General features: G+C 55.5%; 15 protein-coding genes. 1 reads left to right on the top strand and 14 read right to left on the bottom strand.

All coding sequences use genetic code 11. The features are described from left to right. Positions 1-45 precede the first annotated feature (45 nt). The 14 genes from EL386_RS07490 to EL386_RS07425 form a co-directional block, all read right to left on the bottom strand. Positions 46-402 (bottom strand): PilZ domain-containing protein, encoded by a 357-nt coding sequence (locus EL386_RS07490; protein ID WP_126454922.1) that lies wholly within the window; start codon positions 400-402, stop codon positions 46-48. A 27-nt stretch (positions 403-429) separates the two neighbouring features. Further along, on the bottom strand, positions 430-1,416 hold the full coding sequence (locus EL386_RS07485; RefSeq protein WP_126454920.1) for a DNA polymerase III subunit delta': 987 nt from the start codon (positions 1,414-1,416) through the stop codon (positions 430-432). Positions 1,417-1,424: 8 nt separating this feature from the next. Further along, positions 1,425-2,042, bottom strand: coding sequence for a dTMP kinase (gene tmk / locus EL386_RS07480; RefSeq protein ID WP_126454918.1), 618 nt, complete (start codon positions 2,040-2,042; stop codon positions 1,425-1,427). Further along, complete coding sequence (gene mltG / locus EL386_RS07475) at positions 2,039-3,100, bottom strand: endolytic transglycosylase MltG (protein ID WP_232020263.1); 1,062 nt, start codon at positions 3,098-3,100, stop codon at positions 2,039-2,041. Before mltG ends, tmk begins: the two co-directional genes overlap by 4 nt. An 11-nt stretch (positions 3,101-3,111) precedes the next feature. Next, positions 3,112-3,936 (bottom strand): aminodeoxychorismate lyase, encoded by an 825-nt coding sequence (gene pabC, locus EL386_RS07470; protein ID WP_172597657.1) that lies wholly within the window; start codon positions 3,934-3,936, stop codon positions 3,112-3,114. A 1-nt stretch (position 3,937) separates the two neighbouring features. Next, the gene (locus EL386_RS07465) at positions 3,938-5,332 is read right to left on the bottom strand and encodes an aminodeoxychorismate synthase component I (protein ID WP_126457271.1); all 1,395 of its coding nucleotides are present in this window, start codon (positions 5,330-5,332) and stop codon (positions 3,938-3,940) included. A 40-nt stretch (positions 5,333-5,372) separates the two neighbouring features. Continuing rightward, positions 5,373-6,611 (bottom strand): beta-ketoacyl-ACP synthase II, encoded by a 1,239-nt coding sequence (gene fabF, locus EL386_RS07460; protein WP_232020262.1) that lies wholly within the window; start codon positions 6,609-6,611, stop codon positions 5,373-5,375. Between the two features lie 97 nt (positions 6,612-6,708). Further along, complete coding sequence (acpP, locus tag EL386_RS07455; RefSeq protein ID WP_126454912.1) at positions 6,709-6,945, bottom strand: acyl carrier protein; 237 nt, start codon at positions 6,943-6,945, stop codon at positions 6,709-6,711. Between the two features lie 125 nt (positions 6,946-7,070). Continuing rightward, positions 7,071-7,814 carry a 3-oxoacyl-ACP reductase FabG gene (gene fabG / locus EL386_RS07450; protein WP_172597656.1) on the bottom strand — a complete coding sequence of 248 codons (744 nt, stop codon included), beginning with the start codon at positions 7,812-7,814 and terminating at the stop codon, positions 7,071-7,073. 18 nt (positions 7,815-7,832) lie between these two features. Beyond that, complete coding sequence (fabD, locus tag EL386_RS07445) at positions 7,833-8,765, bottom strand: ACP S-malonyltransferase (protein ID WP_126454908.1); 933 nt, start codon at positions 8,763-8,765, stop codon at positions 7,833-7,835. Between the two features lie 21 nt (positions 8,766-8,786). Then, the gene (locus tag EL386_RS07440; RefSeq protein WP_126454906.1) at positions 8,787-9,755 is read right to left on the bottom strand and encodes a beta-ketoacyl-ACP synthase III; all 969 of its coding nucleotides are present in this window, start codon (positions 9,753-9,755) and stop codon (positions 8,787-8,789) included. Then, on the bottom strand, positions 9,752-10,783 hold the full coding sequence (plsX, locus tag EL386_RS07435) for a phosphate acyltransferase PlsX (protein WP_197722172.1): 1,032 nt from the start codon (positions 10,781-10,783) through the stop codon (positions 9,752-9,754). The genes EL386_RS07440 and plsX overlap by 4 nt, the downstream gene beginning before the upstream one ends. A gap of 111 nt (positions 10,784-10,894) precedes the next feature. Further along, positions 10,895-11,074 carry a 50S ribosomal protein L32 gene (gene rpmF / locus EL386_RS07430; protein ID WP_126454904.1) on the bottom strand — a complete coding sequence of 60 codons (180 nt, stop codon included), beginning with the start codon at positions 11,072-11,074 and terminating at the stop codon, positions 10,895-10,897. A gap of 35 nt (positions 11,075-11,109) precedes the next feature. Further along, the gene (locus EL386_RS07425; RefSeq protein ID WP_172597654.1) at positions 11,110-11,676 is read right to left on the bottom strand and encodes a YceD family protein; all 567 of its coding nucleotides are present in this window, start codon (positions 11,674-11,676) and stop codon (positions 11,110-11,112) included. Between the two features lie 191 nt (positions 11,677-11,867). Between EL386_RS07425 and EL386_RS07420 the strand changes: the two genes are divergently transcribed. Beyond that, on the top strand, positions 11,868-13,289 hold the full coding sequence (locus EL386_RS07420) for an acetyl-CoA carboxylase biotin carboxylase subunit (protein ID WP_126454900.1): 1,422 nt from the start codon (positions 11,868-11,870) through the stop codon (positions 13,287-13,289). Positions 13,290-13,294: the final 5 nt, after the last annotated feature.

Raw genomic sequence — 13,294 nt, 5'->3', positions numbered from 1 at the left:
GGCTATTCGCCGGGCACGCCTTGTCTATTCGCTGTGACGTCAGGACTACATCGTGTGCGTAGTCCTGTCCGATTGCAAGGCGCCGGCAAGGTAGGTCTCAATCTTGTTGCGTGCCGCGCCGTTATCCAGGTCACTGAACTGTACGCCGACGCCGGCGGCGCGCGCACCCTGCGCGCCCTTTGGGGTGATCCAGACGATCTTGCCGGCCACCGGTATCTTCTCGGTCTCTTCCATCAGGGTCAGGAGCATAAAGACTTCGTCCCCCAGCGCGTAACTTTTATTGGTTGGGATAAATAAACCACCATTCTTGATAAAAGGCATATAGGCGGCATACAGCGCGCTCTTGTCCTTGATCGTCAGGGAGAGGATACCCTGTCGGCCGGGCATTTTAGGTGCTGCCATGAATTTCTACCTGTTTGTTATTGTCTTTTACGCCTGGCGCCTCGGCAAGGCCGACCAGCGTACCAGTAATTCTTCGAAAAGCAGCTGCGGGTTGACCTGGCTGGTCGCCAGCAGCCTTCTGGCTTCATTCAACTGTTCAAGAAACCGGTGTAATGCATTTAATTCTAGTCGTTTTGCCAGTGCTTGCAAACGTTGCCTCAGGGCACCGTAGTCCAGGTGCGGCGGATTCGGGCTACTGGCCAGTCGTATCATATCGGTGACCCAGCCACTAAACCAGTGCAGGGTTTGCATTCCGTCCTGCTTTTGCCAGTCACTGGCGACCCGCAGCGGGTCGCCCTGGCGGCTTGACAGGGACTCGATACTCTTGAGGCTATCGTCAAAGACCTTGTCCAGGCCGCTATCGGCCATTTTCAGTGCCGTCAGTGGGGCCCCGGAGGCCATCTCCAGCAGGTGCTCGACATCCGCATTGGCGATTTGCGACCGCAGCCAGGTCAGGGCCTCGCCCTTTGCCGGGGCAGTAAAATGCAGTTGTTGGCAACGGCTGCGAATCGTTGCCAACAGTCGCTGAGGCTGGGCGCTGACAAGCAATAACAGGGTATCGGCACTTGGTTCCTCGAGGGTCTTGAGCAGGCTATTGGCGGCGGCGTGGTTCATGTGCTCGGCTGGCTGCAGGATAATGACCTTGTAACCGCTATAATGGGCATGCAGTGCGGTAAATTCTGCCAGGCTGCGAACCTGATCGACCTTGATGGCCTTACCCTCTTCCTCCGGCACGATACTCATCCAGTCCGGATGACTGCCGGCCGCCAGTAGCTCACAGGCCTTGCAGTGGCCACAGGCACTGCCCGCCTCCGTCGGTGACTGGCATAACAGGCTCCTGGCGAGCGCCTGCGCAAATGCGTACTTACCGATCCCGGCAGGCCCGCTAAGCAGCAGGGCATGCGGCATGCGACCGGCGCGGCGACGTTGTTGCAGCGATTGCCAGGGGTCTGTTTGCCAGGGTAAATATTCCATAACCGTAATTATACACCGCCCTGCAGGGCAGCGTGGATTTGTGCCTGCACCGCGTCCAATGGCTGGCTGGCATCAATAATACGGTAACGTTGTGACTCGGCCCTCGCGCGTTGCAGATACATCTGGCGCACCCGCTCGAAGAATTCATGTTTTTCTTTCTCAAAGCGGTCAGGCGCACTGCGCTGGCCGGCACGTTGCAGGCCGATGGCCACCGGCACATCCAGTAACAAGGTCAGGTCCGGACGCAGTTCACCCTGCACCCAGTTTTCCAGTACGGCGATGTGTTCCAGCGCAATCCCGCGCCCCCCACCCTGATAGGCATAGGTGGCATCGGTAAAACGATCACAGAGCACATCCTTGCCCGCTTCCAGTGCCGGGCGTATGACCTTGTCGAGGTGTTCGGCACGGGCCGCAAACATGAGCAGCAGCTCGGTATCATCACTCATGCCATCGTGCTTGTGACCGAGTAATAATTCACGCACCTCTTCACCGATGGGCGTGCCCCCCGGCTCGCGCGTCAGCACGACCTCGCGGCCGGCCTCCTTGAGAAGGGAATGAATAAACTCGATATTGGTCGTCTTGCCAACACCCTCAGTGCCTTCGATCGTAATGAAACGCCCCTTCATGGCTTGCCCTTGTTGTTCTTGCCCTCAGGATGGGATGAGAATGCACGTCGTTTACCCTTTAACTGGTATTTGATAACGGCCTCGTTGTGCTGCTCCAGCGTAGCAGAAAACACATGTGCCCCGCCGCCACTGGCAACAAAATATAAACTATCGCCTTGTGCCGGGTGCAGGGCGGCATGGATAGCCGCCAGGCCCGGCATCGCAATCGGTGTGGGAGGCAGCCCGCCACGGGTATAGGTGTTATAGGGCGTGTCGGTAGTCAGGTCCTTACGACGGATATTGCCATCATACGTCTCGCCGATACCATAAATCACCGTCGGGTCGGTCTGCAGGCGCATACCCTTTTGCAACCGCCGCACGAACACCCCCGCGATCTGTTGTCGTTCTTCAACAACACCGGTTTCCTTCTCGATAATCGAGGCCATGATCAGTGCCTCATAAGGACTGCTATACGGCAAACCGGGTGCACGTTGTTGCCACTGCTCATCGAGCTGCTTTTGCATGGTGGCATAGGCACGTTGTAACAGGGCCTTGTCAGTCGTGTCACGCACGAAGTGATAGGTGTCAGGGAAAAACCAGCCTTCGGCATGCGCCTTGTCCAGCCCGAGCTCGTGCATGAGTTGTCCGGCATCCGGGCTCATCAGGGTCTGACTGATATCCGGGTTCTGCTTTAGCGCCGCCAGCAGCTGGCGAACATTCCAGCCCTCAACCAGGGTAAAGCTGTATTGCACCACCTTGCCAGCCACCAGCATGTCGAGAAACTCTCCGGGCAACATGCCGTGGGCAATCTGGTATTCACCGGCCTGGATCTTCGCTGCCTTACCCTGAAGGCGTGCGCTCCACTCAAGCAGGTATGGTTTTTTAATGATGCCGTTATCCGCCAGGGAACGCGTGACGAGCTTGAAGGGTGTGCCGGGACGAATGTTGATACGCTGCCCCTGTTCCGGGACCGTGAGTGGCCGCTTCTTAAAAAGGTCGTATTCCCATAACTGCCAGCCCAGTAAAAAACTGACAATAATAATCGATAGACCAATACCCTTTCGCAGCAGTGCTTGCACGTAACCGTCCTTTATTCCCTGTCTCGCGTTACCGCAGCCAGGCGGCGTGTCATCTCGCCAGGGGCCACATACGGGTGATTCGCCAGCTGCCGGACACCGACAATATTTAAAATACTGTTACACACAAATAATTCATTGGCCGTAAACAGTTCTTCCATGTTGATGCTGCGCTCACTGACCTTAACACCCAGCTCAACCGCCGCCTCGATAACGCGGGCACGCATCGTACCGGCAACACCACAGTGACGCAGATCAGGGGTATGCAGACTGTTATCAAAGACGGCAAAGATATTCGTCATGGTACCTTCAATAGCCTTGCCCTGCATATCACACATCAGGCCTTCGGCAATACCCTGCTCCTGCCATTCACTCGCGGCAAGGATATTTTCCAGACGGTTAAGATGTTTAATCCCCGCCAGGGCAGGATTGCAGGACAGCGGCGTTTCACAAACATGCAGGCGGATGCCGAGCTTGTACCACTCAGAGGTATGCGTCGGCCACGGGTACAGCGCGAGGATGCGTGTCGGTGAGGGGCTAGACGGTGGTCGATAGCCACGCCCATCACTCCCCCGACTGATGATGATCTTCAAGACCCCACGTTCCTGACCCTCGCCCGAGGCTTTATATAACCGGCTGACCTCGGCCCTGAGCTGCTCGGTATCCGGCTGAGGAATACCCAGTTTGGCACAACCGACAAACAGTCGCCGCATGTGGCGATGCCAGGCACGGGGCTCACCACGAAAGACGGCGATGGTTTCAAACACACCGTCACCATACTGCACGGCCCGGTCCGTGGCCGGCAGCGTATGGGTGGCAACACCGTTAATCAGCATCATCTCAGGACTCCCCCAAACCCAGTGCCCGTAACAGGCCACGCGCCTTGGCACGGGTTTCCTGCAACTCGGCATGTGGAACAGAGTCGGCGACAATGCCCGCACCGGCGCGCAGGCTGATCTGCTTACCGCGGCGTATCATCGTGCGGATCAGGATATTCAGGTCCATATCACCATCGAGATTCAGATAACCCATAGAACCAGTATAAGCCTCTCGCGGGCTGTGTTCGAGCTCGGCGATGATCGCCATGCAGCGTACCTTGGGGCAACCGGTGATAGTGCCACCCGGGAAGGTGGCGGCGATGACTTGGCCCGGCGTCACAGCTTCACGCAGTTCGCCCCGTACATTGGAGACAATGTGATGCACATGGGCATACGATTCCAGCACCATGAGCTCATTCACCTCAACCGAACCCGGTTCACAAACCCGGCCAAGGTCATTACGTTCCAGGTCGATAAGCATAATATGTTCGGCACGTTCCTTGGGATGGGCCAGTAGCTCCTCAGAGAGTGCGCGGTCGGTAGCCATGGCCTCACCGCGTGGCCGGGTACCGGCAATGGGTCGTGTCTCGACATGGCGACGATGCACCTGGACCAGCCGCTCTGGCGAAGAGCTGATCACACTACTGCCGTTGAAATGCATCAGACCGGCAAACGGTGCCGGGTTATTTCTGCGAAGAGCGCGATACAGGTTGGCATCGCTGAAGCCTTCATCAATCTCACCCTGCCACTTTCTCGACAGGTTAACCTGGAAGACATCGCCATCAACAATATAACGGCGAATTTTTTCAACAGCCTCGATATAGGTATCGCCAGCTTCCTCCTCAAGTCTGCACTCTACTGGCGTTGTACTCGTCGCCGGCGGTACCAGGCCATCAAGATCAGCATGCACCAATGCAGCCTTTTCATGCTGGACATTTTCGCCGACCAGCCAGCAACGTTCCGTGACATGGTCACGAACCAGGGCAAGTGGAATACGTGTTGCCAGGGCTGTCGGTAGAAGTTTTTCAGCACGCGGCAAATCCAGTACCGGTTCAATCTGCCCTGCCAGTTCATAGGCCAGAAAGATAAACCAGCCGCCGCGAAACGGCAGTTCCTGGTCAAGGCTTGAGGGTTGTTGTTCCTCCCGCCACCAGGCATCGAGATTAGACAGAAAGTCATTACCCTCAGGCCGGCGTGTGTCGGCATGCAGGTGCATGTCGGCATCCAGCACCAGCGACTCACCGGGAAAGGCAAACAGGATGTCATAGCGTGCCTGCGGGTTACCGTGGGCGACACTTTCCAGCAGATAGGGATAACGCTGTGGATTGGCCTCGTGCAGGGCCAGCAAGTCCGGGAAACCCTCCACAGGTTCAATAAAAGTGACGCTTGCAGAGGATTCCCGGTTGTGGGTATTCATGGATTGCATCGCTGCCGGAGCGCAACCAGCGATGTCAGTCTTAATCGAGCCTGCGGAAGATGACCGTGCCATTGGTGCCGCCAAAACCAAACGAGTTGGACATGGCAACATCAATCTTCATCTCACGCGCCGTGTCCGGCACATAGTCAAGATCACACTCCGGGTCCTGGTTAAAGATGTTTATGGTCGGTGGTGCCACCTGATCACGAATGGCCAGACAGGTAAAGACCGCCTCGATGCCCCCCGCGGCACCGAGCAAATGGCCGGTCATGGACTTGGTGGAACTGACCGCCAGTTTACTGGCGTGCCCGCCGAAGGCCCCTTTCATCGCCATGGTCTCGGCGACATCACCGGCCGGTGTCGAGGTGCCGTGAGCATTAATGTAGTCGACTGCATCGGCATTGATACCGGCATCATTCATGGCGTTTTGCATACAGCGCATGGCACCTTCACCACCTTCGGAGGGTGAGGTCATGTGATAGGCATCACCACTCATACCAAAACCGGTTAACTCGGCATAAATCTTCGCGCCACGTGCCCTGGCGTGTTCGTATTCCTCCAACACCAGCACACCGGCACCATCACCGAGAACAAAACCGTCACGGTCCTTGTCCCAAGGACGGCTGGCGGTTTCTGGACTGTCATTGCGTGATGAGAGTGCGCGCGCGGAACAAAAACCGCCCAGCCCCATTGGCGAGGTGGCCATTTCGGCACCACCGGCAACCATAACATCGGCATCACCGTGCGCGATCATACGACCGGCATCACCAACACTGTGTGTGCCCGTGGTGCAGGCGGTAACAATCGCGATGTTCGGACCCTTCAGACCATGCATGATCGAGAAGTTACCCGAGATCATGTTAATGATGTTACTGGGAACAAAGAAAGGCGAAATCTTTCGAGGCCCACCCTTCAGATAGGCGTCATGGCCCTTTTCGATACCCGCCAGACCACCGATACCCGAGCCTATCGAAACACCGATACGATGAGCGTTCTCTTCAGTGACTTCGAGGCCGGAGTCTTTCAGGGCCTGAGTGCCGGCGGCAATACCGTAATGGATAAAGGTATCCATCTTGCGGGCTTCCTTGGCCGACATGTATTCGGTGACATCAAACTCTTTCACCGAACCACTGAACTGCGTGGCAAAGGCCGAGGCATCAAAATGGGTGATCGGGGTGATACCACTCTTGCCGGCAAGAATGTTATCCCATGAATTTTTAATATTTAGTCCAACTGGCGAAACAATACCGAGGCCAGTCACAACAACACGTCTAGTCACGCGTTTGCTCCTGTCAGTTTCTGCGAGGGCAGAAAAAGGAAAGGCCGCCTTCCACATACCATGGAAGCGGCCATGAACACCTTAATGAGTGCTTCGATCAGCCCTGGTTGGCGTTGACGTAGTCGACGGCCTGCTGGACTGTAGTGATCTTTTCGGCATCTTCATCAGGAATTTCGGTTTCGAACTCTTCCTCGAGAGCCATAACCAGCTCTACGGTATCGAGTGAATCTGCGCCCAGATCATCAACGAACGATGCTTCTTTTGTTACTTCTTCTTCCTTAACGCCAAGCTGTTCTACAACAATCTTCTTTACGCGTTCTTCGATAGTACTCATGAGTCTCTAATCCTCTAAAATTATCTGGCTTTGCTGTGCCGCGTGCGTATTGTAGTGAAAACCCGACACAGATTCCAGAATTGCTAGTTTTATGATAAATATACAGTTTTTAGGCCTAAAATCGCTTAATCCATGACCATGCCGCCATTTACATTAATGGTTTCACCAGTAATGTAAGAGGCCAGGGGTGAGGCGAGGAAGCCGACCGCGGCGGCGATCTCCTCCGGCTGGCCGAGGCGTTCGAGCGGAATCGACTTCAACAGGCTGTTTTTAACCTCGTCCGGCAGTTCGCGGGTCATATCGGTATCGATAAAACCGGGTGCAACGACGTTAACGGTAATGCCACGACTACCGACCTCACGGGCCAGTGACTTGGAAAAACCGATCACACCGGCCTTGGCGGCCGCATAGTTGGTCTGCCCGGCATTACCGCTGATCCCGACCACCGAGGCGATACTGATAATGCGGCCCTTACGTGCCTTCATCATCGGTCGCAGTACGGCCTTGGAGAGGCGGTAAATCGAGGTCAGGTTGGTGTTGATAATGTCATTCCACTCATCGTCTTTCATGCGCATGAGCAGGTTGTCACGGGTAATGCCGGCATTATTCACAAGAATAGATACAACACCATACTGATCAGTAATCGCCTTCAGGGTAGCATCAACCGAATCCGCATCGGTCACATTCAGCGCCATACCCGAACCGGCTATACCGGCCTCGGCCAGGTAATCAGAAATCGCTTGCGCACCCTTTTCAGAGGTGGCGGTGCCGATCACGGTCGCCCCCTGCGCACCGAGGTCGCGGACGATACTCATGCCGATACCCCGACTGGCACCGGTGACGAGTGCAATTTCACCTTGTAGAGACATAATCTGCTCCCTTATTGTTTATTTAGTGGCATCGATAGCCGCGTTTAATGACTCAGCATCAAACACGGGCAATGCCTGCATGGCTTTATTAATACGTTTATTCAAACCGGTAAGCACTTTGCCCGGACCACACTCGATCACGGTATCAATACCCTCGGCTGACATCTTGTTAATCGTTTCGACCCAACGCACCGGGTGATCCAGTTGTTTGACCAGCGCGGCGCAAATCGCATCCGTCGCGCTTGGGGCATCAACATCGGCGTTATTGATGACCGGGATGGATGGGCTGGTAAAGTCGATAGTACGTAAACGTTCGGCCAGTTTCACTGCCGCAGGCGCCATCAGCGCACAATGTGATGGTACGCTCACAGGCAGGATCACGGCACGTTTGGCACCGCGTTCCTTGGCCAGCGGTGCAGCACGTTCTACCGCCGCCGCACTACCGGCGATCACCACCTGACCCGGTGAATTAAAGTTCACGGCCGATAACACATCACCTTGTGCAGCGGCTTCACAGACGGCGATCACGTCTTCGTCGGCAAGCCCGAGGATCGCGGCCATGGCACCCTCACCCTCCGGCACCGCAGCCTGCATGAAGCGGCCACGATCAGCAACTAAGGTAACGGCATCGGCCAGCGACAGGGCACCGGCACAGACCAGCGCGGTGTATTCACCCAGGCTGTGGCCGGCCAACATGGCAGGCATCGCTCCACCCTGCTGTTGCCATACACGCCAACAGGCCACACCGGCGGTCAACATGGCGGGCTGGGTACGGTCGGTACTGTTCAACTCTTCCTCCGGGCCTTCTTGAACAAGCTTCCATAAATCATAACCGAGTGCTTTCGATGCCTCGGCAAAGGTTTCTTCTACAACAGGGAAGCTTGTCGCCAGTTCGGCCAACATACCGATACTCTGTGAGCCCTGACCTGGAAAAATAAATGCAAATGACATGTGTAAGGAATTCCTGAATCTTTAATACTTAATCAGTGCCGAACCCCAGGTGAATCCACCACCGAAGGCTTCCAGTAAAATCGTTTCACCACGTTTAATCCGACCATCGCGTACGGCGACATCCAGCGCCAGTGGTACCGAGGCCGCCGAGGTGTTGCCATGTTTATCCACTGTGATAACCACATGACCGTTGTTCATGCCCAGTTTTTTCGCTGTCGCATTAATAATGCGGATATTGGCCTGGTGTGGCACCAGCCAGTCGATATCGGACTTTTTAAGATTATTTGCCGCCAGGGTTTCATCAACAATACGACCGAGTGTATTCACGGCCATCTTGAAGACCTCGTTACCCTTCATGCGCATGAAGGCGGTACCGTTTTCGATCTTGCTGTAATCCGATGACACACCACCATCAACCGTCAGCAGGTCTTCATACTGGCCATCGGCATGCAGGTGCGTGGATAACACGCCCGGTTCATCACTGGCTTCCAGCACTACCGCACCGGCACCATCACCAAACAGGATGCAAGTGCCCCGATCACTCCAGTCGGTGATGCGTGACATGGTCTCGGCACCGATCACCAGGGCACATTTATTGCTGCCACTCTTTATAAATTTGTCGGCCACACCCAGTGCATAAACAAAGCCGGTACATACCGCCTGTATATCGAAGGCCGCACAGCCGTGAATATCAAGGCGTTGTTGCAGCAGGCAGGCGGTACTCGGGAAGACGCGGTCTGGTGTGGTGGTGGCAATAATAATCAGGTCAATATCATCTTTCGTCACGCCGGCGGCATCCATGGCGGCATGTGCGGCCTGCTCGGCAAGGTCACAGGTGGTCTGCCCATCGGCGGCGATATGACGTTCCTTGATACCCGTGCGTTCAGTGATCCACGCCTCGGTGGTATCGACCATTTTTTCCAGGTCTTTATTGGTCAGCACTTTTTCCGGTAAGTAGCTGCCTGTGCCCTTGATACGCGAATACATCAATCGTTATTCCGTTGCCCTGATAACAGAGTCTCTAGTTGTTCACTGATCCTTTCCGGCACACGATTGTGCACCTCGACAATGGCGGTATTAATGGCCGTTTTAAACGCCAATACATCGGCACCACCGTGGCTCTTTATGACGATACCCTGCAAGCCAAGCAGGCTGGCGCCGTTATAACGGCGTGGGTCAATGGTCTTGCGAAAGCTGTTTAATACCGGCATGGCGACTAATGCTACCAGTTTGGTGAGAATGTTTTTGCTAAACGCTTCACGAATCTTGTGCGAAATCATCTTCGCCACGCCTTCACTGGCCTTCAGGGCAATATTGCCATTAAAGCCATCGCAGACCACAACATTGGCCTTGTCTGAATAAATACCATCCGCTTCAATATAACCCACGTAGTTTAGCTGGCTCGCCGTCAACAAACGTGAAGCCTCCTTGATGCGTTCATTACCCTTGATTTCTTCCTCACCGATATTCAGCAGGCCAACACTTGGGTTTTCAATATTGTCTACGGCGCTGGCGAGTACCGAACCCATCACCGCGAATTCAAAGAGGTTATCGGCTGTGGCATCGACATTGGCGCCGAGGTCCAGCATGTGTGTATGCCCACCTATCGTCGGCAGAATGCCGCAAATCGCCGGACGGTCAACCGTAGAAAGCATCTTTAATACAAAACGTGCCGTCGCCATCAGCGCACCGGTATTACCGGCACTGACACAGGCATCCGCCTGGCCTTCTTTTACCAGGTTGATGGCCACACGCATGGAGGAGTCTTTTTTGTTACGCAGGGCATGTGAAGGCAATTCACACATATCCACTTGCTGAGAGGCATGTTGAAGACGCAGACGTTCGCCAGGTTCACGTTTGGACTGTTGCAGGTGCTGATGAAGAACTTCTTCATCACCAACGAGGATAAGACTTAAGTCGGGGTTGTCATCCAGCGCCTGAAGCGCGGCAGGAATAACCACGGAGGGTCCGTGATCGCCGCCCATAGCATCCAATGAGATTGTAACGGGATTGCCCACTGTTATTATGTTCCCCGGTAATGACGGGCTTAGTTGCCTGAAAACGCAACACGGCCCATTGAGCCGTGCTACGTATTATAAGGCCAATTTGCCGAACGAGTCGGCAATTGATTAGTCGTCCTTGCCAGGTGCGACCTTGCGGCCACGGTAATAACCGTCCGCACTCACATTATGACGACGGTGTGTTTCACCAGTAGTAGGTTCAATAGACAGCGTTGTTGCGGTCAATGAATCGTGTGAACGACGCATGCCACGCTTTGACGGTGTCATCTTGTTCTTTTGTACGGCCATGGTTCTTGCTCCTGTACGCTTACTTCGTAAAAAAATTAATCCTTGCGGTTCTTCAGTTCCGCAAGTACGGCAAAAGGATTTTTCCTTGCCTGATTTTCTGTTGCCGTCCCTGCTGCCGGCGACACTGCCTGTTCGGCAATCTCTTCAACAGCCTCACTACTGCGGGCATTGTCTGCACACGCAGTACCGGCCTGATGCTTCGGCACAATCGGCAGACTCAACAGGATCTCGTCTTCAACCAGATCCGAGAGTGAAATCAGCTGTTCATCGAGCAACAGTACCTCACACTCCTCACCGAGTTGTTCGGCCTCGGCCTCCGACTCGACAATCAACAACTCAAACTGGTTGTCGACGGGCCAGCTCATCTCCTGCATGCAACGTTGACACTGCAGGCCCACCGCGGTACGCAGATGACCACGCACACAAGGCACGTGACGGTCATTAATGGCGAAGCTCAATTCCACCTCGACATCACCGCCCGTGTCGGCATCGATGCTGTCCATGAGTCGCGCCATACGTGACAGGGGCAAAACCCCCTGCAATACGCGCCCGCTACGGGCTAACCGCAGCGGTTCGATATGCTCCGGCAACCGGTCTTTCATAGGCCGCGCATAATAAAGCTCGACACCCCGCCTGTCAAAGAAAAAATCCCCAAAAATCCGTCTGTTCCGTGTCGGCTGCCCGTATTGGGCCAACTTGACTTTATGGGGTGGATTCCCGTTCAATGGACAAATTGCAGCAGGGATGGGCCAGCAACGGTCACGCATCCCGGCGTGCCACAGGGGCCTTGCTTTTGATAAGAAAAATACTCATTGCCAACCGGGGTGAAATCGCCGTCCGCATCGTACGCGCCTGCGCCGAGATGGGCATCAAATCCGTGGCCATCTACGCCGATCCCGACCGCCATGGGCTGCACGTCAAAAAGGCCGACGAGGCCTACAATATCGGCCCGGACAGCATTGCCGGCTATCTGAACGCCCACCGCATCGTCAATCTGGCCGTGGCCACCGGTTGTGATGCCCTCCACCCGGGTTATGGTTTTCTCTCGGAAAATCCGGAACTTGCAGCGATTTGTGCGCGTCGCGGGGTCAAATTTATTGGCCCCTCCTCCGAGGTCATCCACAAAATGGGGGTCAAGACCGAGGCCCGCCGGCTCATGATCGAGGCCGGCATACCCGTTACCCCGGGCAGTGAGGGCAGCCTCGCCGACCTTGACGAGGCCCTGCAGGTCGCCTCTGAAATCGGCTACCCGGTTATGATCAAGGCCAGTGCCGGCGGCGGTGGCCGGGGTATCCGCCGCTGTGAGTCCGCCGCCGACCTGACAAAACAGTACGACCGGGTGATCTCCGAGGTCACCAAGGCCTTCGGCTCCGGCGAGGTATTCATTGAGAAATGTGTGGTTAATCCACGCCATATCGAGGTGCAAATCCTCGGCGACAGCCACGGCAATGTCATCCACCTGTTTGAACGTGACTGCTCGATTCAGCGCCGCCACCAGAAACTCATCGAACTGGCCCCCTCCCCGCAGCTAAACGAGGAACAACGGCAGACCATTTGCACCCTGGCCGTGAAGGCCGCCAAATCGGTCGGTTACGAGAATGCCGGCACGGTCGAGTTTCTCATCGACTCCAAGGATGACAGCTGTTATTTCATGGAGATGAACACCCGTCTGCAGGTCGAACACACCATCAGCGAACAGATCACCGGGGTCGATATCGTCCGTGAGCAGATCCGCATTGCCGACGGCCAGGCCCTGGCATACAAACAGGAAGACATACAACGTCGCGGCTTTGCCATGCAGTTGCGTATTAACGCCGAAGACCCGCAAAATGATTTTCTGCCGTCTTTCGGTCGCATCACCCGTTATTTCGCCCCGGGGGGTCCCGGCGTGCGTACCGATGCGGCGATCTACACCGGTTACCAGATCCCACCCTATTACGATTCGATGTGCGCCAAGCTCATTGTCTGGGCACTGACCTGGGAACACTGCCTGGATCGCGGCAGCCGCGCCCTCAACGACATGGGCGTCTACGGGGTGAAAACCACCATCCCCTATTACCTGGAGATCCTCAAATCTCCGGACTTCCGCAGTGGCCAGTTTGATACGAGTTTTGTCGAGTCACACCCGGAACTGATTAACTACTCGGTGCGTCGTCCACCCCGCGAGCTGGCCGTGGCCATTTCCGCGGCAGTGGCGGCACACCTAGGTGTATAACAACA

The organism is Sulfuriflexus mobilis (genome assembly GCF_003967195.1).
Classification (GTDB): domain Bacteria; phylum Pseudomonadota; class Gammaproteobacteria; order AKS1; family AKS1; genus Sulfuriflexus; species Sulfuriflexus mobilis.
Note: the sequence above shows the minus strand (reverse complement) of the source record. Positions and strands in the feature narration are given on the sequence as shown.

Coding starts and splice junctions, on each gene's coding strand:
- EL386_RS07465 (WP_126457271.1), bottom strand. CDS start 5,332: ATGAATACCCACAACCGGGAATCCTCTGCAAGCGTCACTTTTATTGAA.
- fabD (WP_126454908.1), bottom strand. CDS start 8,765: ATGTCATTTGCATTTATTTTTCCAGGTCAGGGCTCACAGAGTATCGGT.
- acpP (WP_126454912.1), bottom strand. CDS start 6,945: ATGAGTACTATCGAAGAACGCGTAAAGAAGATTGTTGTAGAACAGCTT.
- pabC (WP_172597657.1), bottom strand. CDS start 3,936: ATGATGCTGATTAACGGTGTTGCCACCCATACGCTGCCGGCCACGGAC.
- EL386_RS07425 (WP_172597654.1), bottom strand. CDS start 11,676: ATGAAAGACCGGTTGCCGGAGCATATCGAACCGCTGCGGTTAGCCCGT.
- tmk (WP_126454918.1), bottom strand. CDS start 2,042: ATGAAGGGGCGTTTCATTACGATCGAAGGCACTGAGGGTGTTGGCAAG.
- rpmF (WP_126454904.1), bottom strand. CDS start 11,074: ATGGCCGTACAAAAGAACAAGATGACACCGTCAAAGCGTGGCATGCGT.
- EL386_RS07485 (WP_126454920.1), bottom strand. CDS start 1,416: ATGGAATATTTACCCTGGCAAACAGACCCCTGGCAATCGCTGCAACAA.
- EL386_RS07490 (WP_126454922.1), bottom strand. CDS start 402: ATGGCAGCACCTAAAATGCCCGGCCGACAGGGTATCCTCTCCCTGACG.
- fabG (WP_172597656.1), bottom strand. CDS start 7,814: ATGTCTCTACAAGGTGAAATTGCACTCGTCACCGGTGCCAGTCGGGGT.